Genomic DNA, 21264 nt, shown 5'->3' on the forward strand with positions numbered 1-21264 from the left:
AGCATTCCTCATGAAAAACTTCATCCTTCTTCTTACCGTGATCTTGATTGCAATAAGTTGCAAAGATAAAGAGCCGCAAATATTGGAAACTAGCATTCCCGCTGCTGAGAATGCTCAAGAAGCAGCTTACTGGACTCTCGAGAATCTCGGCACTGAAATACGTAATGGATCCTACAAAAACACGTATCATGATCTTGATATGAATGAGGCCAGTATGAATTTTGAGGAAGGAACGGTAACGCGTAAAGTTCTTTTCCTGGGAGAAGGAACGTCTGACGAGCTATTGATATCTTTTGAGGATGGTGCAGCCTATAAAATTTATGTGTCCAATCGCGGCAGATGGCGCCTTGAAAATGGCATCCAAATAGGCACTTCACTTGAAAAGCTGAATGAAATCAATGGTACCAACGTGAAATTTGCGGGTTTTGAATGGGACAATAGTGGCTATGTGTTGTTTGAAAACGGTGCTATCGATAAGGATCGATATTCCATTTCATTGTCTCCCAACTATGACGATATCCCGCAAGATGCTGTGACTGAGTTTCTAGGCAGTACTATCTATGATTCTGCCAGCCCTAATGTTGAAAACCTTCAGCTTTATGTAGATCGTATGATATATAAATTTTAAAATGCACCGCTATATTTGTAGCTGGTAAAATGATTTCATGAAAAAGATATTGCTCCTATTTGTTGCTATTGCCATAGCTTCCTGTCAAAAAGATAAAGAACCTATTGACCCATGGGATGCTCCATCTCTTGTGGAGCAAATTGCTACCAATCAAAATTGGGAAGATGAGTACAGCGACGCAAATATTACTGAAGAAACCAAATTTGTCGATGAATACGGTGGTGTAAGAACCGTAATGACACTGTATCCTGGTACACTGGATGAATTAACCGTCATATATAATGATTCCCTACCACAAGAATTATATTGGAACAAGTCTGGACAATGGACAACACCCTATGGCAAAGTGGGCGACCCTATCGAGGTCTTACAGAAAGCAAATAACGCTCCTATCTCATTTTATGGTTTGGGATATGACCTACCCGGAAAGGTCAAAATCGATAGTGGCCAAATCGCTGACAAGAAAATCACCTATACGGTCAGACCTACATCTGACGTGATCCCATCAGAATATTACAGTTATAATAGTTTTGATTTGTCCTCCAAAGAATCCCAAGATTTGAAACTCTTTATAAACAGGATTCAGATTGAGATTCCTAAGACAGCCACTACTACTCAGTAGCTCTATTAATCCTATTTAAGAGAGCAGCTATCAAACGATTGATAGCATTTGCGATAGAATCATATAAGGTTTTGATTTACTTCATAACTTCCATTCTTCTATAGTACCAATTATTTTCTAGTATTTTTAATCTAAAGACTGCTGGTCTAATAAAATTTGCTGTTTTTTAAGGGCAATCTATCTCATGAAAGAATATCAATCGTATCCATTACTTAAGAAAGGTGACCACATTCGCATTTTATGTACCGCAAGATCTGTTGAAGCAAAAGATTTGAACCTTGCTACGCAATGGGTGGAATCCTTAGGCTACCAAGTAAGTCTAGGAAATACTATTGGAAAACAGCACCATCAATATGGTGGTTCCAATAAAGAACGCCTCGAGGATTTTATGGACGCGCTAAAAGATGATTCTGTAAATGCAATCTGGATCGCTCGTGGTGGCTATGGCACAGTAAAGATTGTAGATAGTATTGATATGGATGTCTTGAAGGGTAGCAATAAGCTATTAATAGGCTATTCTGATGTCACACATTTACATGGATTATGGCAGCAACATGGTTTACGAAGCTTGCATACGTTCATGCCTAGAGAACTGGAAGAGAAAGCTGATGAAGTGAAAATCAGTTGGAAAAAAGCGGTAGAAGGAAGTCGGCAGGAGTTTGTAATTCCAAATCACCAAAATTTAAAATCTGAAACCATTAATGCACCCGTTGTAGGTGGTAACCTTTCTGTACTGGTGAGTATGTTGGGATCTCCAACTTTTCCAAATGTCGATGGGCACTTTCTATTCTTGGAAGATCTGGATGAATTACGCTATCACATAGACCGCATGATGACCGTTTTGAAACGTGCAGGAAAACTAGCCCATTTAAAAGGCTTGATTATTGGAGGTTTTACAGATATCAGGGATCATGAAACTCCGTTTGGCAAGACCGTTGAAGAAATCATTAATGAACACACTACTGACTATGACTATCCTGTCATTTATAATTTCCCAGCAGGTCATGTGGTTGATAACTATAGTTTTGTTCTAGGTAAACAAACTAATGTTATCATTGAAACAGATAAAATCTTTATCTCACAATAATCGTTTCAAATGGCAGAACATAATGATTTAGGTTCCACAGGTGAAGATCTTGCCGCCGCGCATCTACTGAAAAAAGGGTATCAAATACTTACCAGAAATTACACCTACTTAAAAGGCGAGATTGATATCATTGCTAGAATGAAAGATGTTATTGTCATTGTTGAGGTAAAGACTAGATCTACTCCAGACTTTGGAGATCCTCAAGACTTTTTAAAGCCCTTACAAATCAAAAGACTCGTTGAAACAGCCCACCATTTTGTGGAGGAACTAGGAGAAAATGATGTAGAAGTTCGTTTTGATATTGTGGCCATCATAAAAAATAAGGCTGGAACTAACATCGAGCATTTAGAAGATGCCTTCTACCACTTTTAAACCAAAAATGCGCTCGTTGAGCGCATTCTTATAATTCTTAGAATACTTTAATTATCAGTTTTGAGCTCATTAACGGTTTCCTTTGCTTCTTCTATTGCTTCATTTACGTTGTCTTGCTCTGTAATCTCTTTTACAAGGTAAACGTACACTGGGAAGTGATCGCTGTAACCACCTGTGAAAGTACTGCCTAGAAAGCTTCTGTAAGGATATCCTTTGTATTGGCCAGTTTTATTACTCATAAAACTTGGATTGTAAATATGAGATTGCCAGTACTGGTAGCCGGTTTGATTGGCTTCAGTCAGCATAGGGTAAGTAAACATAATCTGGTCAAATACATTACCTGCATCTCTATAAAATAAAGTGCTGTAACCATCCTTATGCATTTGCATGTATGGATTGTAGATCATCTGTGAACTTACATCTTCTCTATCCTTTTGGGCGTTGAGAATATCCTTGACACTTTCATTAGTAGGATCATCATTTAAATCACCCATGACAAATATTTTAGACATTGAATCAATGCTGTGAAGACTATCAATGATTGTTTTGTTTAGTGCGGCTGCAGCATTACGCTTGCTACGGCTCTTTTGCTCACCACCACTTCTCGATGGCCAGTGATTCACAATAAAAGTCATTTTATCACCATTCAATTCACCAGTTACAACAATGGGGTCTCTTGTATAGATGCGATCACCATCAACTGGATCATAAATCAGTAGTTCCTTGTGAGTACTATTTAAAACTTTAAATTCTCTTTTCTTATATAAAAAGCCTGTATCAATACCGCGACGATCTGGTGAGTTGAAATGCTCAATTCCATAATCATATTCAAGAAGTAATGGATGATTGACAAGATCTTCAAGCACTTTACGGTTTTCTATCTCGCAAACACCTAAGATAGTTGGCGCGGACTGTGATTTTTCTGCTCCTATCTTGCGAATTACTCTCGCCATGTTAGCCAACTTCTTTTGATATATCTCTTCTCGTATGCCTGGATCCATTTCCATCATAGGACTTGCCTCGTCATTAATGGTCGTGTCATCTTCGGTATCATAGAGGTTTTCCAGGTTGTAAAATGCTACGGTCTGAACCTTATATTGTTTTGCTTCTGCGGTTTGTGCTGTTCCCGCTTTCGCGAAAGCGAAATAAAACAAAACACTGAAAATCAAATATTTATACATGGTAAAAGTTCTTCTAAGTTTATGTTTATGTAAAATTTTTAGCAAACGCCAAGCCAAAGGTACGTTAGCCAATATAATTCTGTAGTTTTGCCCGACCATAGATAACGTTATAATAATATTAACAACGAATGAATCAATTTTACTCTAGGCTTTTACTGGCTCTAATCATGCTTATTTCCGCTTTAGGAATGGCGCAGGAGCTCCTTAAAGGTCGTGTCATTGACGAGACTACAGAAGAACCCATTCCTGGTGCGATTATAATCATAAGAGGTTCAAGCCTTCAAGCAACTACTGATGCACAGGGATATTTTATTTTTGAACAAGACCTTGAAGAAGGAGATCAAATGCTCATCATCGAGTCCAATGAATACCTTACAAGGAACATACCGGTGGTTATCGTTACCGGCTCTACAGTGAACCTTGATCCTCTCTATCTTAAGGTGGATAATATACAGCAGGAACAAGCTCAAGGGATTGTTTCCTTAACAGAAAACGATCTTGCAGACGATGATAATGCTGCAAATAATGTTTCTGGATTGTTACAGGCGACCAGAGATCAGTTTTTGAGAGCTGCTGCATTTGATTTTAGCGCGACATTTTTTAGACCTAGAGGTCTTAATAGTGAAGACGGTAAGATCTTGATCAACGGTCTTGAAATGAACAAGCAATTCTCAGGTAGACCACAATGGTCCAATTGGGGCGGCATCAATGACCTGCAGCGCAACCAGACCTTTACGATGGGTCTTGCACCCGCAGATGACACCTTTGGTGGTTATGGTGGAGTTCAAAGTATTAATATGAGAGCTTCCCAGCAACGTGCTGGTTCCCAGATATCTTATGCATCTGCAAACAGAAGTTACCGCGCCCGTTTCATGGGAACTTACAAAAGTGGTTTGTTGAGTAGCGGTTGGGCATATGCCATTACAGCTTCCAGACGATCTGGTGAAGAAGGCTTTGTGGATGGAACCTTATATGATGCCAATTCTTTGAGCATCAACGTAGAAAAGAAATTGAACGAGAATCACTCTTTAAATTTCACAGGAATATACGCATCAAATAGACGTGGTCGTAGAACTGCTATTACTGATGAGATTAAAGATCTTAAAGGTATTGAGTATAATCCTTTCTGGGGAATACAGGATAACACACAGCGCAATTCTCGTATACGTGAGATTGATGAGCCTATCCTGATGTTAAACCACTATTGGAATATTTCTCCTAAAGTGGAGCTACAGACAAATGTTTCGTATCAATTCGGGAAGATTGGTAATACAAGAATTGATAATGGTGGGACAAGGTTAGCTATCCTAGATGGACAAAGTGCCTATATTGGTGGTGCTACAAACCCTAACCCTGATTACTACCAGAATCTTCCAAGTTTCTTCTTGAGAAACGGCACTGACCCTCAAAATCTAGCATCTGCATTTTTAGCAGAGCAGGAATTCATCAATGATGGACAACTAGACTGGCCACAATTATATGATGCCAATAGAATTGTACGCAACGCTGGAGGGAATTCTATCTACATTATTCAAAATGATCGCATAGATGACAATCAAATACAAGCAAGTTCCATTCTTACTGCAGATCTTGCTGACAATATATTGTTGACAGCTGGATTAAATTATCGTAATCTGAAAAGCGACAACTACGCAGAGGTTCAGGATCTACTAGGCGGTACTGGTTATTTAGATGTAGATTTCTTTGCAGAAGAGACGACTCAAATTACTCAGGATCTAGCAGCGCAATCTGACGTTAGAAATCCAAATCGCATTGCAACAGAAGGTGATCGTTATAAATATAATTATGTTATCGATGCTGATGTAGCGGGTGCCTTTGCACAAACCCAGTTTAAGACCAACAAGGTAGATTTCTATATGGCTGGTAGTGTTACCAGAACTGAATATCAGCGTGATGGTAAATATGAAAACGGTAATTATTTAGGAAATCTATCTTTTGGTAAAAGTGAGAAAGTAGATTTCACAGATTTTGGTGTGAAAGGTGGAGCAACTTATAAAATTAATGGGTTAAACCTATTGAACTTCAATGCAGCCTATTTAACTAAAGCTCCTTATATAAGAAACACCTTTTCTAATGCCAGACAGAATAACGAAATCGTCGATGGTATTGAATCTAGCAAAAGCTATAGTCTTGATGCAGGATATATCTATCGCTCACCTATAGTGAAATTCCGTTTGACGGGTTATTACTTGAAGTTCGAAGATGAAAACGATCTAGGCTTCTATTTTACCGAAGATCTTACAGGATTACCTAGTGATGATGGTGCCGCATTTGTCCAAGAAGTATTGACAAATGTAGATCGTCGTAATGTAGGTGTTGAAATGGGTGTTGAATATCAAGTAACACCTACCATCAATTTGAAAGCTGCGGCAGCGGTTGGTCAAAACGTATATACCAACAACCCTAATCTATATCTCACCAGTGATGACTTTCCTGGACGTCAGCTCACCTTTGGTGACGGAACAACCAAACTGAAAAACTACCACGTGGCTGGCGGACCAGAAACAGCGATGCAAATAGGTTTTGAATACCGTGATCCAGAGTATTGGAACATAGGTGTTACTGCAAACTATTTTGCAAATGCTTATTCAGACATAAGTAACCTACGTAGGTCAGACAATTTTGCCCTTGATTTTGATGGCCAGCCATTAACAGACTATGATGAAGATCTTGCAAAACAGTTATTGCAACAAGAGCAATTTGAAGATTATGCCTTAGTCAATGTGATAGGTGGAAAGTCGTGGAGAATTGACAATAAGTATGTAGGCTTCTTTGCAACCATTAATAATGTATTTGATGTAGAGTACAAAACCGGTGGTTTTGAGCAATCTCGTAACTCCAACTTCCGTTCTGTGAGAGACGATAGCAACAACCCAACAGAGGTATTTGCGCCTCGATACTTCTTTGGTAATGGAACGACCTATTACCTCAACGTTTACCTAAGATTCTAAAAAATAGCTATAATGAAATTTATAAATAACAGAGAAATGAAAAATTTAAACAACCTCTTTGCTTTGCTAGCAGTAGTTACCTTCACTTTTTCCTGTGTGGAAGACGATGATTTTGCAGTACCAGACACCAGTCAGGTAGTTATTGATGCACCAGCGGGAACCATCAATCTTCAAGCGATAGTTAATCAATACGAATCCACATTTGGTGGTAACGATCCTGAGCCTATTACATTTGATGAGAACGCAGGTTTTGTGGAAGGATATGTAATCTCCAGCGATGAAGGAGGAAACTTCTTCAAGGAACTTGTTATACAAAATGCTCCAGAAAGTCCTACAGTTGGAGTAAACGTACAAATAGATGTGACTCCGCTTTTTACAAGATTTGAATTTGGTAGAAGAGTTTATGTGAAGTTGGACGGACTAACTTTAGGAGAATCCAATGGTGTTTACACGTTAGGTATAGGCGAGGATCTAGATAGAATTCAGGCTTCAAGAGTTGATGAGTATATACTACGTGATGAAGAAACTGTAGCGATTGTACCTAAACAAATTTTACTTTCTGAAATTAATGACTCGCAAGAAAATCAATGGGTAAGAGTGAGCAATGTTCAATTTCTGGATTCAGAATTAGGAAAGACATTTGCTTCAGAGCAAGGCGATACTTTTGACGGTGACAGACTTATACAAACTTGTGATGACTTCTTTGCAGCTCCGGTCGTTTTCCAAACCTCAACTTTTGCTGATTTTAAAACTTTGAGAGTTCCTAATGGTAGCGGTTCTATTGATGCGATTGTCTCTAGAGACTTTGCAGATGATTTCTTCGTTTTGAATACTAATAGTCCAGAGAATTTCAACTTTGATCCAAATGTAAGATGTGAGTTTGACGTAGTTTCTTGTGGGACCGTAAATGGACCAGGAGCGAATAGCATACTTAATCAAGACTTTAATTCTGGAATCAACAACACAGCTACCATGCCGGCAGGTTGGACCAATTATGTTGAAGAAGGAACCGTAAGATGGAAAACCTACTTTGATGGTGATAGAAATAGCCCAGCAACTAGAGCCACGAACTTTAATAGCGGTGATGATACTTCCATAGCGTGGTTGATTACTCCACAAATTAATTTTGATGCTCAAGATGGAGAGGTATTGAACTTCTTTACCTCAAATGATTTTGCAGATGCTTCTACTCTTGAGGTTCTTTTCTCTAACGATTGGGATGGTACGCCAGCTGGTGTTGAAACTGCAACCTGGAGCCCATTAGCAGACGCGAGAGTTGTTCCTAATAGTGAATTTTTTAGAAACTTTGTATCCTCAGGTAATGTCTCACTAGAATGTGTAGACGGTACGGGATCCATTGCTTTTAAATTTACAGGTAGTGAAGCTGATGGTGGCGGTACCGGTGGCGCAACTAATGGTGGTTACCAATTGGATGATGTAACTATTACAAGCAACTAGGATGAGATAAATAACGCTTTCGCGAAAGCGTAACTAAACACAAAAACCACTGCTTCAAAAGGCAGTGGTTTTTTTAATATAATTGATTGCGCCTTAATACGGCATACACCGGAAAATGGTCGCTGTAACCACCAGCATATCTTCCACCGGCAAAGGTTCTGGCAGGTTGACCACGGTATTTCCCTTTCCACTGTCGTAACATGATATCGTCAAAAATATCCGCTTTGTGCACATACAGATCTCCCGGAATATCATTGTACAAATTCTCACTTACCATAATCTGATCAAAAAGATTCCATTTAAAACGGTGATTCAATGAACCACGATGGAAGTTCTTCAACGGTGCCGTGATGTTATCAAAGCCATAGGGCAAAATTCCCTTTTTGATACTGTCATTTTCAGGATCATCGTTAAAATCGCCCATGATCATGATAAAAGTATTGTCCTTTTCAAGTCGTTTGGTACGGTTGCCATCTACATCAATTTGCTCAATATGTTTCAATAACGTTTGAGCCGCAAGAGCTCTCTTATATTCTGTGGTTCCAGATCCATCACGCCTAGATGGCCAGTGATTGACATAGATATGCAGCATAGTACCGGCGAGTTTACCTTTTACATAAAGAATATCCCGTGTAGTATCGCGCACGCCTTGATCATTATGGATAAGTAGCGATAACGGCTTTGACTCGAGAAGTTCGAACACATCAGCGCGATAAAGTAAGGCTACATCAATACCACGCTCATCAGGACTGTTGAAGTGGACGTATTTGTAGTCATGATTTTTAAGTTTGGGTTGATTGACAAGATCATTAAGAACCTTTTTGTTTTCCACCTCAGCAACGCCCAAAACTGCAGGTAGCTTGCCTGTAAAGTCTGCACCTATCTGGCTAATAGCGTCACTAATCTTTTGCAGTTTTTTAAAATATCGAGTTTCGTTCCATTCGTTTCTACCCAATGCGGTAAAATCATCATCGAGAATATGTTTGTCATTTTGGTAATCAAATAGATTCTCCAGATTGTAAAATGCTACGGTGTACTGTTCAAAGGCTTGTGATGGTATGCTCAAAAAATGTTCTTTAAAATCAAAGCTACGGATTATGATTGAAGAGCCACAAGCTTCAGAATAAACCCACATATCTTTGCAGCATGGATCCCAAGAATCTACTTTCTTACCAATTACTGCCTAAAAACGCACCAACCATCCTTTTTCTTCATGGGTTTTTGGGAAGCGCTGCTCAATGGGATCCTATAATTGATCACTACAAAAAGTCCTTTCAGATCTTGCTTTTAGAGCTTCCTAATCATGGTGCCAATGAGTGCGAGACTTCTTACTCGATCGAGGATTTGGCTACTGATATCAATATGGTTTTAATGCAATGCGGCATCAAGGCAGTTCACTTTGTAGGTCACAGTATGGGCGGTTATGTGGGTTGCGCTTTCGCGAAAGCGTACTCAGACAAACTTCTTTCACTTACTCTAATCAATAGTTGTGCGACCGCAGATGCTACAGACAGGCAAAAGCAACGTAACAGAGCTTTGAAGTTAGTTGAGAAATATCCCAAGGCCTTTACTAGCATGGCTATAACCAACCTTTTTACATCTGTTGAAAGAGAACATTTTACTACTGAAATCGAGCTAATGAAATCTCAGGCAATGCATATGTCAACATCTGGGATAAGCAACGCCATCAAAGCTATGCGGGATCGAGCGTCGCAATTGAACGCGCTTAAAAATGCAGGATTTCCTATTCAATACATTTACGGTTCTCGCGATGAAGTCATCTCTAAGGAAGTAATTGAAGAAGAAATTGAACTTTTAAATGTAGAATTTGCCGAGCTTGATTCTGGTCACATGAGTTTGATCACCCATCCAAATAAAATCGTTGAACTGCACTTTATCTAAAAAGTTTTACGTTAATCGTTGATTTGTGAATAACTTTTTATAAATTTAACAATCCTTTTCATACTGAATAGCGTATAGAACAAAATTTTATAGCATGCGAAACCCCTTAAAACGCCTGGCTTGCTCAATCACCGGGCACCAAATGGAAATATCCCACGTCGTCAACGATCGCGTGAATGAAATGTGCTGCAAAAAGTGCAACAAGCAAGTTACCAACAATATTTATGGTGAAACGGTTCCCCTAAATGATCTTTATACACGTATCAACAGATCGCTGGGACAACTTGCCCGCAAGAAGCAACAACAACGTCCGCGAGTTGCCATTTCAAAAGCAAAAGCCGCTTAATTATCAAAACTATTCCAGCCCATTGCCTTTATGGCAACCTGCTGACCTCCGCGAGTAACTAAATGTATACCATCACTTTGCGGCAACACATGACCAATTATTGACAAATTCGGGTTTGCTTTGATTTTAGGGAAATCTTCCTGCTTTACAGTAAATAGCAATTCATAGTCTTCACCACCGCTCAAAGCTACTGTGGTACTATCTAGATCAAATTCTTCACAAGAACTAATTACCGTAGGATCCAGCGGGATCTTTTCCTCATACAACTTCATCCCAACTCCAGACTGCTTACATAAGTGAATCACTTCAGAACTTAATCCATCAGATACATCGATCATACTGGTTGGCATGACTTCTAATTCTTCCAATAATTTAGGGATGTCTTTTCTAGCTTCTGGCTTTAACTGGCGTTCTATCAAATAGCTATATGCTTCAATATCTGGTTGACTGTTTGGGTTTGCCTTGAAAACCGCTTTTTCTCGTTCCAGAATCTGCAATCCCATATAAGCCGCACCTACATCACCAGAAACCACCAGCAAGTCTCCATCGCTAGCTCCAGATCTATAAACGACCTTTTCTTTTTCCTGCTCGCCCAGCGCAGTGACTGAAATGATCAAGCCGCTAGTACTCGCGGTCGTATCACCACCTATAAGATCAACCCCATAATTCTTACAGGCCATCGCTATTCCTTCATACAATTCTTCTACAGCCTCTACGGGAAACCGGTTGGAAATGGCTATGGAAACGGTGACTTGTGTCGCAATGGCATTCATCGCATACACATCTGACAGATTGACCATGATTGATTTGTATCCCAAATGCTTGAGAGGCACATAACTCAAATCAAAATGAATTCCCTCAACCAGCATGTCAGTTGTCACAATCGTATGGTGATCGTGCTTGATCACGGCAGCATCATCGCCTATGGCCTTGATGGTTCCTTTGTTTTGGATAGCAAAACCTTGCGTTATATGTTCTATCAAACCGAATTCGCCCAGTTGCTCAATCGGTGTTCTTAGTGGATTTTTATCTTCAATCATGCTACAAAATTACGATTATGAACAGTCACCCACTAATCATACCCAACTATCCTTTATAGGCATAGACTTTGCACATACTACCATATGAGATTAACATTACATCCTAGCGTTTGCCGCTGCTTGTATTGTATCTTTGTACACATTTATTTAATCACACAGAACTATGATTAATGTTTCTGAAACTGCAAAAAACAAGCTTACCTCGCTCATGAGTGAGGAAGGTTATTCTATTGATAAAGATTTTGTTAGAGTAGGCGTCAAAAGCGGCGGTTGCAGCGGTTTATCTTATGATCTTACTTTTGATAAAGCGACCGTGGATACAGACAAGGTCTTTGAAGACAATCAGGTGCGCATCGTTGTAGATAAGCGCAGCTTCCTTTATTTGGTGGGAACCACACTGGAATTCAGTGGTGGTTTGAACGGCAAGGGATTTGTTTTCAATAACCCTAATGCACAACGCACGTGCGGTTGCGGCGAGAGTTTCTCTTTGTAACGATTATTGAAATTAGTTCGCTTTCGCGAAAGCGTAACAACACCTTAGGCTATCAGGTAATTTAAGTATAGCAGAATGGTTCAAGATTTCGGTTTTGAGCTTCAAATTAAGAAAATACCATGGCAAAATATACTGAAGAAGAATTAGAAAAGGAACTCGAGACAAAAGAATACAAGTACGGATTCTATACAGATATTGAGTCTGATACGATTCCAATAGGCCTGAGTGAAGATGTGGTGCGCATGATCAGCGCAAAGAAAAACGAGCCCCAATGGATGACAGAATGGAGACTGGAAGCATACCGCCATTTTGTGAGCCAGCATGAGCCCGACTGGGCAAATGTGAATTACGAGAAGCCAGACCTACAGGCGATTTCATATTATTCTGCACCTAGCAACAAACCTAAATACGATAGCCTTGACGAGGTAGATCCAGAATTACTGGAGACTTTTAAAAAATTAGGTATCTCCATCGATGAGCAAAAGAAGCTTGCTGGAGTTGCCGTAGATATCGTGATGGATTCTGTATCTGTTGCCACAACTTTCAAGAAAACCCTAGCCGAAAAAGGCATCATCTTTTGCTCTATTTCTGAAGCAATTCAAGAACACCCAGAATTGGTGAAGAAATATTTGGGAACTGTAATCCCACAAAAGGATAATTACTATGCCACATTGAATGCTGCGGTATTCTCTGATGGATCATTCTGTTACATTCCTAGAGGTGTACGTTGCCCTATGGAATTAAGCACCTACTTCCGTATCAACCAGGCTGGAACCGGTCAGTTCGAGAGAACACTGGTAGTTGCAGATGAAGGAAGTTATGTTTCTTATCTGGAAGGTTGTACCGCACCATCACGTGACGAGAACCAGTTGCACGCTGCTTGTGTGGAATTGATCGCACTTGATGATGCAGAGATAAAATATTCTACCGTACAAAACTGGTATCCAGGTAACAAAGAAGGAAAAGGTGGTGTTTATAATTTTGTGACTAAACGTGCGATTTGCGAGAAAAACGCAAAAGTATCCTGGACGCAAGTAGAGACTGGTAGTGCCATCACTTGGAAATACCCTAGTTGTATCTTAAAAGGTGATAATAGTGTTGGTGAATTTTACTCAATCGCCGTAACCAACAACTTCCAACAAGCTGATACAGGAACCAAAATGACGCATATTGGTAAAAACACCAAGTCCACCATTATTTCTAAAGGAATCAGTGCGGGAAAATCCCAGAATTCCTACCGCGGCCTGGTACAAATCAACTCAAGAGCAAGCAATGCCCGTAACTTTTCACAGTGTGATAGTTTGTTGATGGGTAACGAGTGTGGAGCGCATACGTTCCCATACATAGAGACGAAGAATAACAGCGCCAAAGTAGAACACGAGGCAACCACCAGTAAAATTGGTGAAGACCAGATTTTCTATTGCAACCAGCGCGGTATCGATACAGAAAAAGCGATTGCATTGATTGTGAATGGATTTTCAAAAGAAGTCCTGAACAAGCTACCTATGGAATTTGCGGTAGAAGCTCAAAAGCTACTGGAAATAAGCCTTGAAGGATCTGTAGGATAATCCCAACATATTATTTTATTAACCAAAAATCGAAAATCATGAAAAACTTAATATACCTACTAGCGACAGTCCTAATTCTGACTTCTTGCAAAAATCTTGAGCAAGACAACAATGATGCAATGTCAGAAACTGAAGCACAGGCTGCTATGCAGGACAGTCTTGCGGCACTTCCAGAAGTGAAACTTCACATCTTTGATGGTGGTAGTGTTCTCGCAAAACAAAAAGTCATGTTTTCTGAAGGCGATCGCTATGAAGGTGAGTCTATACAACTAGCGGCTCCATTTTATGTGATTCAGCATCCAGAAGGCACATTGTTGTGGGACACTGGTCTTCCAGAAGGTCTCGTAGGTCAAGGTGATGTCACACCAGAAGGTGATGCTTTCACTATTTCACGTAGCGAGAAAATTGTAGATCAATTGGCAAGTGTTGGCTTGACTCCAGCAGATATAGATATGATCGCATTCTCTCATGTACATTTTGACCACACCGGTGGCGCGAATAACTTCGCAAATGCAAAATGGTTGGTTCAAGATACTGAAATGGATTTCATCAATAGCGACGCTATAAAAGGCAATGCATTTTATGCCCCAGATTCTTTCAGCAAGTTGAGTAATTCACAGATTTTGAATGGTGATTATGACATTTTTAGCGATGGTAGCGTCGTTATCAAATCCTTCCCTGGACATACTGCTGGACACCAGGCTTTATACTTAAGCTTAAAGGAATCAGGTCCAACACTACTATCTGGAGATACCTATCACTTTGAGCAAAACCGCGAGGACGCAGTGGTACCACAGTTCAATTATGATATTCCAGAGAGTAAGACGAGTATTGAAGAATTTGAAGCTTTCGCGAAAGCGAAAAATGCCACAGTCATTATCCAACACGACCTAGAGGATTTCAAAAGTACAGTCGCTAAAACACCAATGAAGTAATGAAAGCTTTTTTTCTTTCCATACTATTTTTATGTTTATTGACCGGCTGTAAGAGCGATACTGAAAAAAGTGATGCTCCAGATGGAACAGAGATGTCTAACGATGAACCTCAATTTAAAGGTGAGTTCATTTACCTGGCAGATGCAGCGGTTCTATCCACCAGTAATGATATTTATGCCGTCAAGATTGACGATAAACTCACAGAACTAGCTGAAAAAGCAAAAGAATTTCAAAGAACACCATACGATATGGTGCAAGTAACGGTCACGGGAGAATTAGTTCCCAATCCAGTCAAAGCTGAAACAGGCGAAGGTTGGGACCAGATGATCGTAATTGATAAAATTATAGAAGTGCGCAAGTCTGGATCATCTAGTGTGATTTCAGCACCGGCGCAAGAACAAGAAGATAACTAACAGATATGTTGAAAGTAAAAAACCTGCACGCCACTATTGACGGCAAGGAAATATTAAGAGGAATCAATCTAGAGGTAAAAGCTGGAGAAGTTCACGCGATCATGGGACCTAACGGTTCAGGAAAATCCACATTGGCAAACGTCATCGCTGGTCGTGAGGAATATGAAATGAGTGAAGGCGAGATCTCCATGAACGATGAAGATATTACAGAGCTTGATCCAGAAGAAAGAGCACATAGAGGTGTATTTCTATCCTTTCAATATCCGGTAGAGATTCCTGGTGTTAGCGTGACTAACTTCATGAAAACAGCCATCAATGAGACTCGCAAGGCTCAAGGTAAGGATGAAATGCCTGCAAAGGACATGCTTAAAATGATACGTGAGAAATCTGAATTATTAGAAATCGACCGCAAATTTTTGTCTAGATCCTTGAATGAAGGTTTTTCTGGTGGTGAGAAGAAGCGTAACGAGATCTTCCAGATGGCGATGCTAGAACCTAAACTTGCCATTCTTGATGAGACTGATTCTGGTCTTGATATCGATGCTTTGCGCATCGTAGCAAATGGCGTGAACAAATTGCGTAGCAAGGATAACGCTACCATCGTGATTACTCACTATCAGCGTTTGTTGGATCACATAGTTCCAGATTATGTACACGTTTTATTCAACGGTCGCATCGTTAAATCTGGCGGTAAGGAGTTGGCTCATCAATTGGAGGAGCGCGGTTACGACTGGATTAAAGAAGAGGTTGAAGCGTAGTATTGAAGCCGGATGGATGTGAAATCCGTCTGTAGTTTTTTCGCTTTCGCGAAAGCGTGCTAACCTTCAAACTTCAAAACAAAATTAAAATGAGTTTTAAAGACAACATATTATCATCCTTTCTCGCTCTTGAAAACGAGGTCGATACCGATAGTTATGTGCATGAACTGCGCAGCAAGGCATTGACAGATTTTGAAGAAAAAGGATTGCCATTGCGCAAGGATGAAGCTTATAAATACACTTCCCTCAAAGCACTTTTCAATAAGGATTACAGCTTGTTCCCCAATAAGGAAGCCTCGCTGGATTATGCAGATATCAAGAAGTATTTGATTCATCAAATCGATGCGTATCGCGTGATCTTTATTGATGGAGTTTACAGCTCACATCTTTCTCAAACAACGCACGACAAGTTTGACGTTTGTTTGATGTCCAGTGTGTTGAATAACCCAAAATATGCTGCGGTAATTGAAGCCTATTACAACAAGCTTGCTGGAAAGGACAGTCTGACGTCTCTCAATACAGCTTTTGCTAGAGAAGGCGCCTACATCCATATTCCAAAGAATATTGCCGTCAACAAACCTATAGAGATCGTTTACTTCTCAACTGGTAGTGAAGCTGCCATGATGGTACAGCCGCGCAATCTCGTTGTGGTTGACGAGAATTCACAGGTTCAAATCATAGAGCGTCATCAAAGTCTAACGGAAAATACCGTGTTGACTAACAGCGTTACCGAGATCTTTGCTGATAAGCGTGCATTAGTTGATTATTACAAGATCCAGAACGACAAGCAATCTGCATCGTTGATTGATCATACTAATGTTCAACAACAAACCAATAGTGAAGTGCGATTGCACACGTTCTCTTTTGGCGGTGCATTGACTCGTAACAACTTGAACTTTTTCCAGCGTGGCGAACACTGTAACTCGTTACTTAATGGTGTAACCATTATAGGCAACAAGCAACATGTGGATCATTCTACCTTAGTTCACCATACAGCTCCTAACTGTGAAAGTTATCAGGAATACAAGCAGATTTTTGACGATCGCGCCGTTGGAGTATTTAATGGAAAAGTATTAGTAGACAAGATTGCTCAAAAGATCAATGCCTTCCAGCAGAACAACAACATTCTGGTAAGTGACAAATCAACCATCAATGCAAAACCTCAGCTTGAGATTTTTGCTGATGATGTGCGTTGTTCGCACGGTTGTACGATAGGCCAACTGGACGAGCAGGCCTTGTTCTACATGCAGTCCCGTGGAATAGGTAAAAAAGAAGCTAGAGCCCTATTGATGTTTGCATTTGCCAACTCAGTATTGGAAAGCGTCAAAATTCCAGAGATTAAATCACGCATTACAAAACTCATCGCGACCAAGTTAGGAGTCGAGATTGGATTTGATCTGTAAATGAAATTAAAATAATATTTGAAAGCCCGATCTGTTGATCGGGCTTTTGTTTTTGAGGAATTCAATTTCCCACATCGTACCTTTGTAAACATGCTAGACATCAAAAAAATACGTGCCGATTTCCCCATTCTTAACCGTGAGGTAAACGGTAAGCCATTGGTTTATTTTGACAACGCAGCGACTTCTCAAAAGCCATTGCAAGTGATTGAAAAAATCACTGAATACTATACACTTTACAATGCAAACATCCATCGCGGTGTTCATGCATTGAGTCAGGAAGCCACAGATCTTTTTGAAGCGTCAAGAGAAAAGTGTCGTGCCTTTTTCAATATACCAGAAGCTAGGCTTTGCATTTTCACTTCAGGAAATACGCATAGTATTAACGCAGTAGCTAGTGGAGCCCATGTTTTTGTAAAGAAAGGTGATGAAGTCATTGTAAGTGCCGTAGAGCATCATTCTAACATTGTTCCATGGCAGATGTTGTGTGAGCGCGTTGGGGCTTTTCTTAAGGTGATTCCGGTAATGGATAATGGTGAGTTGGATATGAAAGCATATCACGATCTGCTGAATCCCAAAACAGCCTTTGTTGTTGTCAATCATATTTCAAATGCTTTGGGTGTTACCAATCCTGTAAAGGAAATCATAGCTGGCGCACACAAGCATCAAGCGAAAGTCTTGATCGATGGTGCACAATCCTGTGGTCACATGAAAGTAGATGTTCAAGACCTCAACGCAGATTTCTATACCATGGCAGGACATAAAATGTGTGGCCCAACGGGAATTGGTTTGCTTTATGGAAAAGAAGAAGCGCTCAATGAATTGCCGCCTTATCAAGGTGGTGGCGAGATGATCGACCAAGTAAGTTTTGAAAGAACCACTTACGCAGGATTACCACATAAATTTGAAGCTGGAACGCCTAACATTGCTGGTGGGATTGCACTAGGAGCAGCGGTAGATTACCTCAACAGTATAGGCATGGATAACATTGCCGAATATGAGCATGAACTACTGGTTTATGGAACAGAGCAAATCAAAACCATTCCAGGAGCTATCATCTATGGCGATGTAGCTGACAAAGCGGCGGTCATTTCGTTCAATATAGAAGGCCTGCATCCCTATGACATTGGAACTATAGTAGACAAGTTGGGAATTGCCGTTCGTACCGGTCATCACTGTGCCCAGCCTGTTATGGAGCGCTACCAGATCGCTGGAACCATCAGGGCTAGCTTTGCTTTTTACAATACCAAACAGGAGATTGATGTTATGGTACAAGCTTTGCATCGTGCAGTAAAGATGTTATCTTAACATCACTAATCACATAATTATGAAAGCTAATTTTCTATTATTCGGGATGATGATTTTGACACTTGTTGCTTGCAATGAGTTGGAAGATATCAATGGATCCTATGAGGTAATCACCGTCGATGGCCAGGACATGGAAGGACAAGGGATTACGGTCAATATACAAATGTCTGAAGAAGGTAATCGCATTTCTGGTAACAATGGCTGTAATGAATATGGCGGCTCTTTTGAAAATCCAGAAGCTAATAGAGTAGAACCAGGAATGATGATGTCTACTAAAATGTATTGCGTGGAAAAAGCCAAAATTGAAAAGCTCTACATGAATCAACTATCCCAAGTCAAAAAAGCAGAGTACAAAAACAACTATTTGAAATTGATGGATGAAGATGGAATCGTTCTGATCAAGGCAAAACGAATCGATGAGTAATATTAAAAAAATACAGGAAGAAATTGTTGATGAGTTCGGCATGTTTGACGACTGGATGCAGCGTTATGAATACATGATCGATCTTGGCAAAAGCTTACCCATTATTGACGAACAATACAAAGATGATGACCATATCATAAAAGGATGTCAGTCAAAAGTGTGGGTTCATGCAGGTCTAGAAAATGATAAAGTGATTTTCACTGCAGATAGTGATGCCATCATCACAAAAGGAATTATTGCCATCTTGATTCGTGCATGGTCCAACCAGAAACCACAAGATATTCTCGATGCAAATACAGATTTCATAGATGAGATAGGTCTCAAAGAACATTTGTCACCCACACGTGCTAACGGCCTTGTTTCTATGATCAAACAACTTAAAATGTACGCCGTGGCGTATCAATCACAACTCAATTAACCATGGAAGAAATCAACGGACAAGAACTAGGCGAGAAAGTCATACGCGTTATCAAAACCATTTATGACCCAGAGATTCCCGTAGACATCTACGAATTGGGATTGATTTATGACGTCATGGTCAGTGAAGAAGCTGAAGTTAAGGTTTTAATGACATTAACTTCTCCCAACTGCCCTGTGGCAGAATCATTACCCAAAGAGGTTGAGGATAAAATCAAGTCTCTAAAAGACGTGAAAGATGCAGAGGTGGAAATCACTTTTGACCCACCATGGAACAAGGATCTAATGAGTGAAGAGGCAAAACTAGAACTGGGAATGCTCTAAAAAATGAGAGAAGAAATCATCAATCGTGTTGCAAATTCCAAGCTCAAGAATTTTGACCTTGAGGATTACTACGTGGCAGGACCTCGCACAGAGATTGATATCGCTCAATGGTTGATGGAAGGTTTAGTGCTGGTGGAATCTCGCTTTCGCCAAAGCGTAAAAACTACAGACTTCACTGCTTATGAAAATCATCATGTTGCCTTAAAATGCAGTACTGATGCCATTGTACCGCCATGGGCATGGATGCTTTTACAATCACAATTGACTGATGTCGCAAAAACAGTAGTTGTAGGTTCACTGGAAGATCTAGAAACCGTTTTATACCGTAATGTCATTGCAGACATCGATCTTTCCAACTTTAAAGACTTGCCAGTAATTGTAAAAGGTTGTTCCAAAAAACCTGTTCCAGTTGCTGCTTACCTAATGATTACTGAAAAGCTTCAACGTATCGCCAGTAGCGTTATGTACGGTGAGGCTTGCTCTTCAGTTCCCGTTTACAAAAGACCTCGTTAAACATTCTCTCATTAAGCCTTTGAGGGAAACTATACTGATTTTCTTTACCCTTTTCTAAAAGAGCCCTAATTTTGTGGCGTTTTAAAACACAATCTTATGAAGAAGCTTTTACTCTCTGCTCTACTTGTATCCATGGCAGCGATCTCACAAGCACAAGATGCAGATCCTGATGAGCAACCACAAGGATGGACCAAAGGCGGCACGTTCCAAATACTTTTCAATCAGTCTGCATTTAATGCAGAATGGACTGGTGGTGGCACATCTAGTATCGCAGGAAACGCTGGTATCAATTATGACTTTAATTATCTACAAGGACGAACCACGTGGGACAATAAATTGATTGCTGAATATGGTATTACAAAGCAGGACGGCGATGAATTCACCCGCAAGACTAATGACAGGCTAGAATTCAATTCGGTTTATGGATATAAGGTGAAAGAAGACAGCAACTGGTCTTATTCCTTCTTTTTCAATGCGTTGACTCAATTTACTAAAGGATATACTTTTAGTGAAGATCCTGATACTGGAGAAACTATACGTACAGAACGTACTCACATACTTTCTCCTGGTTACTTCCAGGCTGGTCCAGGTATGCTTTACAAAAAGGATGAGAATTTCTCTGTAAATATTGCACCAGCAACTGCTAGATTAATTGTTGTTGACGATCAGTTTACTACAATTGCAGGTTATGAAGATGGCGACTACTTTGGGGTTGATGCAGGTGAGAGTTCCAGATTTGAATTTGGAGCGTCTGTGAACGCTTTGTACAAGTTCACTATTGCAGAAAATATTACAATGGACAACGTACTGCTTTTATACTCTAATTACTTAGACAAGCCGGGTAATGTTGACATCAACTACTCTGCTGCAGTAAACATGAAAGTAAACGAATGGTTGAGTGCTAATCTAATTTTCCAAGCAATCTATGACGATAACGCTGTTGGTGCTTTTCAAATACGTGAAGTGTTTGGAGTTGGCTTAAATTATAAGTTATAAAACCAATTCATTAAAGTTTCAAAGCACCCAACTTGGGTGCTTTTTTTATGAATTAAGATCCTATACAAGATCCTGCAAATGTCACCGTTTTATTAAAAAGGGATAAG

23 protein-coding genes are annotated in these 21264 nt (G+C 40.0%); 20 read left to right on the forward strand and 3 right to left on the reverse strand.

What is annotated here, in order from left to right; all coding sequences use genetic code 11:
• The first annotated feature begins 10 nt into the window (after nucleotides 1-10).
• The 4 genes from BLO34_RS10705 (at nucleotide 11) to BLO34_RS10720 (ending at nucleotide 2709) form a co-directional block, all read left to right on the forward strand.
• Nucleotides 11-628, forward strand: coding sequence for a hypothetical protein (locus BLO34_RS10705; RefSeq protein ID WP_090755209.1), 618 nt, complete (start codon nucleotides 11-13; stop codon nucleotides 626-628).
• Between the two features lie 37 nt (nucleotides 629-665).
• Entirely contained in the window at nucleotides 666-1250 is a 585-nt protein-coding gene (locus BLO34_RS10710) for a hypothetical protein (RefSeq protein ID WP_090755211.1), read from the forward strand.
• Nucleotides 1251-1434: 184 nt separating this feature from the next.
• Nucleotides 1435-2337, forward strand: a complete 903-nt coding sequence (locus tag BLO34_RS10715; protein ID WP_090755213.1) for an LD-carboxypeptidase — start codon at nucleotides 1435-1437, stop codon at nucleotides 2335-2337.
• 9 nt (nucleotides 2338-2346) lie between these two features.
• Entirely contained in the window at nucleotides 2347-2709 is a 363-nt protein-coding gene (locus tag BLO34_RS10720; protein WP_090755214.1) for a YraN family protein, read from the forward strand.
• A gap of 47 nt (nucleotides 2710-2756) precedes the next feature.
• On the opposite strand, the gene BLO34_RS10725 is transcribed toward BLO34_RS10720, so the two are convergent.
• The gene (locus tag BLO34_RS10725; protein WP_197672886.1) at nucleotides 2757-3890 is read right to left on the reverse strand and encodes an endonuclease/exonuclease/phosphatase family protein; all 1134 of its coding nucleotides are present in this window, start codon (nucleotides 3888-3890) and stop codon (nucleotides 2757-2759) included.
• 128 nt (nucleotides 3891-4018) lie between these two features.
• On the opposite strand from BLO34_RS10725, the gene BLO34_RS10730 reads away from it, so the two are divergent.
• Nucleotides 4019-6862, forward strand: coding sequence for a TonB-dependent receptor (locus BLO34_RS10730; protein WP_090755216.1), 2844 nt, complete (start codon nucleotides 4019-4021; stop codon nucleotides 6860-6862).
• A 36-nt stretch (nucleotides 6863-6898) separates the two neighbouring features.
• Nucleotides 6899-8320: a DUF5689 domain-containing protein gene (locus BLO34_RS10735; protein ID WP_231959473.1), complete on the forward strand. Its 1422-nt coding sequence runs from the start codon at nucleotides 6899-6901 to the stop codon at nucleotides 8318-8320.
• Nucleotides 8321-8393: 73 nt separating this feature from the next.
• On the opposite strand, the gene BLO34_RS10740 is transcribed toward BLO34_RS10735, so the two are convergent.
• The gene (locus BLO34_RS10740) at nucleotides 8394-9386 is read right to left on the reverse strand and encodes an endonuclease/exonuclease/phosphatase (protein ID WP_090756616.1); all 993 of its coding nucleotides are present in this window, start codon (nucleotides 9384-9386) and stop codon (nucleotides 8394-8396) included.
• 80 nt (nucleotides 9387-9466) lie between these two features.
• Here BLO34_RS10740 and BLO34_RS10745 point away from each other — a divergent pair, with 80 nt between their 5' ends.
• On the forward strand, nucleotides 9467-10222 hold the full coding sequence (locus tag BLO34_RS10745; protein WP_090755220.1) for an alpha/beta fold hydrolase: 756 nt from the start codon (nucleotides 9467-9469) through the stop codon (nucleotides 10220-10222).
• Between the two features lie 142 nt (nucleotides 10223-10364).
• A complete protein-coding gene (locus tag BLO34_RS10750) occupies nucleotides 10365-10568 on the forward strand; it encodes a hypothetical protein (protein WP_157686768.1) in 204 nt (67 codons plus the stop codon).
• On the opposite strand, the gene thiL is transcribed toward BLO34_RS10750, so the two are convergent.
• Complete coding sequence (gene thiL, locus BLO34_RS10755; RefSeq protein ID WP_090755224.1) at nucleotides 10565-11608, reverse strand: thiamine-phosphate kinase; 1044 nt, start codon at nucleotides 11606-11608, stop codon at nucleotides 10565-10567. The two genes, BLO34_RS10750 and thiL, sit on opposite strands and share 4 nt — an antisense overlap.
• 163 nt (nucleotides 11609-11771) lie before the next feature.
• On the opposite strand from thiL, the gene BLO34_RS10760 reads away from it, so the two are divergent.
• The 12 genes from BLO34_RS10760 (at nucleotide 11772) to BLO34_RS10815 (ending at nucleotide 21157) form a co-directional block, all read left to right on the forward strand.
• Nucleotides 11772-12101, forward strand: coding sequence for a HesB/IscA family protein (locus tag BLO34_RS10760; RefSeq protein WP_090755226.1), 330 nt, complete (start codon nucleotides 11772-11774; stop codon nucleotides 12099-12101).
• 119 nt (nucleotides 12102-12220) lie between these two features.
• The gene (sufB, locus tag BLO34_RS10765; RefSeq protein WP_090755228.1) at nucleotides 12221-13669 is read left to right on the forward strand and encodes a Fe-S cluster assembly protein SufB; all 1449 of its coding nucleotides are present in this window, start codon (nucleotides 12221-12223) and stop codon (nucleotides 13667-13669) included.
• Between the two features lie 38 nt (nucleotides 13670-13707).
• Nucleotides 13708-14604, forward strand: coding sequence for an N-acyl homoserine lactonase family protein (locus BLO34_RS10770; RefSeq protein WP_090755230.1), 897 nt, complete (start codon nucleotides 13708-13710; stop codon nucleotides 14602-14604).
• A complete protein-coding gene (locus BLO34_RS10775) occupies nucleotides 14604-15017 on the forward strand; it encodes a hypothetical protein (protein ID WP_090755232.1) in 414 nt (137 codons plus the stop codon). The genes BLO34_RS10770 and BLO34_RS10775 overlap by 1 nt, the downstream gene beginning before the upstream one ends.
• Nucleotides 15018-15022: 5 nt before the next feature.
• Complete coding sequence (sufC, locus tag BLO34_RS10780) at nucleotides 15023-15775, forward strand: Fe-S cluster assembly ATPase SufC (RefSeq protein WP_090755233.1); 753 nt, start codon at nucleotides 15023-15025, stop codon at nucleotides 15773-15775.
• 89 nt (nucleotides 15776-15864) lie between these two features.
• A complete protein-coding gene (gene sufD, locus BLO34_RS10785; protein WP_090756618.1) occupies nucleotides 15865-17178 on the forward strand; it encodes a Fe-S cluster assembly protein SufD in 1314 nt (437 codons plus the stop codon).
• A 90-nt stretch (nucleotides 17179-17268) separates the two neighbouring features.
• A complete protein-coding gene (locus BLO34_RS10790) occupies nucleotides 17269-18483 on the forward strand; it encodes an aminotransferase class V-fold PLP-dependent enzyme (RefSeq protein WP_090755235.1) in 1215 nt (404 codons plus the stop codon).
• A 19-nt stretch (nucleotides 18484-18502) separates the two neighbouring features.
• The gene (locus tag BLO34_RS10795) at nucleotides 18503-18907 is read left to right on the forward strand and encodes an META domain-containing protein (protein ID WP_090755237.1); all 405 of its coding nucleotides are present in this window, start codon (nucleotides 18503-18505) and stop codon (nucleotides 18905-18907) included.
• Entirely contained in the window at nucleotides 18900-19325 is a 426-nt protein-coding gene (locus BLO34_RS10800; RefSeq protein ID WP_090755239.1) for a SufE family protein, read from the forward strand. Before BLO34_RS10795 ends, BLO34_RS10800 begins: the two co-directional genes overlap by 8 nt.
• Before the next feature lie 2 nt (nucleotides 19326-19327).
• A complete protein-coding gene (locus BLO34_RS10805; RefSeq protein WP_090755241.1) occupies nucleotides 19328-19648 on the forward strand; it encodes an SUF system Fe-S cluster assembly protein in 321 nt (106 codons plus the stop codon).
• Nucleotides 19649-19651: 3 nt separating this feature from the next.
• Entirely contained in the window at nucleotides 19652-20161 is a 510-nt protein-coding gene (locus tag BLO34_RS10810) for a DUF2480 family protein (protein WP_090755244.1), read from the forward strand.
• A gap of 96 nt (nucleotides 20162-20257) precedes the next feature.
• Nucleotides 20258-21157 carry a DUF3078 domain-containing protein gene (locus BLO34_RS10815; protein WP_090755246.1) on the forward strand — a complete coding sequence of 300 codons (900 nt, stop codon included), beginning with the start codon at nucleotides 20258-20260 and terminating at the stop codon, nucleotides 21155-21157.
• Nucleotides 21158-21264: the final 107 nt, after the last annotated feature.

The organism is Nonlabens sp. Hel1_33_55, assembly GCF_900101765.1.
Taxonomy (GTDB): domain Bacteria; phylum Bacteroidota; class Bacteroidia; order Flavobacteriales; family Flavobacteriaceae; genus Nonlabens.

What these genes read in the sequence shown, in the direction of transcription:
- BLO34_RS10750 (WP_157686768.1), top strand. Translation starts at nt 10,365, where the DNA reads ATGGAAATATCCCACGTCGTCAACGATCGCGTGAATGAAATGTGCTGC.
- BLO34_RS10795 (WP_090755237.1), top strand. Translation starts at nt 18,503, where the DNA reads ATGAAAGCTAATTTTCTATTATTCGGGATGATGATTTTGACACTTGTT.
- BLO34_RS10775 (WP_090755232.1), top strand. Translation starts at nt 14,604, where the DNA reads ATGAAAGCTTTTTTTCTTTCCATACTATTTTTATGTTTATTGACCGGC.
- thiL (WP_090755224.1), bottom strand. Translation starts at nt 11,608, where the DNA reads ATGATTGAAGATAAAAATCCACTAAGAACACCGATTGAGCAACTGGGC.
- BLO34_RS10770 (WP_090755230.1), top strand. Translation starts at nt 13,708, where the DNA reads ATGAAAAACTTAATATACCTACTAGCGACAGTCCTAATTCTGACTTCT.
- BLO34_RS10720 (WP_090755214.1), top strand. Translation starts at nt 2,347, where the DNA reads ATGGCAGAACATAATGATTTAGGTTCCACAGGTGAAGATCTTGCCGCC.
- BLO34_RS10710 (WP_090755211.1), top strand. Translation starts at nt 666, where the DNA reads ATGAAAAAGATATTGCTCCTATTTGTTGCTATTGCCATAGCTTCCTGT.
- BLO34_RS10805 (WP_090755241.1), top strand. Translation starts at nt 19,328, where the DNA reads ATGGAAGAAATCAACGGACAAGAACTAGGCGAGAAAGTCATACGCGTT.
- sufB (WP_090755228.1), top strand. Translation starts at nt 12,221, where the DNA reads ATGGCAAAATATACTGAAGAAGAATTAGAAAAGGAACTCGAGACAAAA.
- sufD (WP_090756618.1), top strand. Translation starts at nt 15,865, where the DNA reads ATGAGTTTTAAAGACAACATATTATCATCCTTTCTCGCTCTTGAAAAC.
- BLO34_RS10800 (WP_090755239.1), top strand. Translation starts at nt 18,900, where the DNA reads ATGAGTAATATTAAAAAAATACAGGAAGAAATTGTTGATGAGTTCGGC.
- BLO34_RS10760 (WP_090755226.1), top strand. Translation starts at nt 11,772, where the DNA reads ATGATTAATGTTTCTGAAACTGCAAAAAACAAGCTTACCTCGCTCATG.
- sufC (WP_090755233.1), top strand. Translation starts at nt 15,023, where the DNA reads ATGTTGAAAGTAAAAAACCTGCACGCCACTATTGACGGCAAGGAAATA.
- BLO34_RS10725 (WP_197672886.1), bottom strand. Translation starts at nt 3,890, where the DNA reads ATGTATAAATATTTGATTTTCAGTGTTTTGTTTTATTTCGCTTTCGCG.
- BLO34_RS10715 (WP_090755213.1), top strand. Translation starts at nt 1,435, where the DNA reads ATGAAAGAATATCAATCGTATCCATTACTTAAGAAAGGTGACCACATT.
- BLO34_RS10730 (WP_090755216.1), top strand. Translation starts at nt 4,019, where the DNA reads ATGAATCAATTTTACTCTAGGCTTTTACTGGCTCTAATCATGCTTATT.
- BLO34_RS10790 (WP_090755235.1), top strand. Translation starts at nt 17,269, where the DNA reads ATGCTAGACATCAAAAAAATACGTGCCGATTTCCCCATTCTTAACCGT.
- BLO34_RS10815 (WP_090755246.1), top strand. Translation starts at nt 20,258, where the DNA reads ATGAAGAAGCTTTTACTCTCTGCTCTACTTGTATCCATGGCAGCGATC.
- BLO34_RS10745 (WP_090755220.1), top strand. Translation starts at nt 9,467, where the DNA reads ATGGATCCCAAGAATCTACTTTCTTACCAATTACTGCCTAAAAACGCA.
- BLO34_RS10735 (WP_231959473.1), top strand. Translation starts at nt 6,899, where the DNA reads ATGAAAAATTTAAACAACCTCTTTGCTTTGCTAGCAGTAGTTACCTTC.
- BLO34_RS10810 (WP_090755244.1), top strand. Translation starts at nt 19,652, where the DNA reads ATGAGAGAAGAAATCATCAATCGTGTTGCAAATTCCAAGCTCAAGAAT.
- BLO34_RS10705 (WP_090755209.1), top strand. Translation starts at nt 11, where the DNA reads ATGAAAAACTTCATCCTTCTTCTTACCGTGATCTTGATTGCAATAAGT.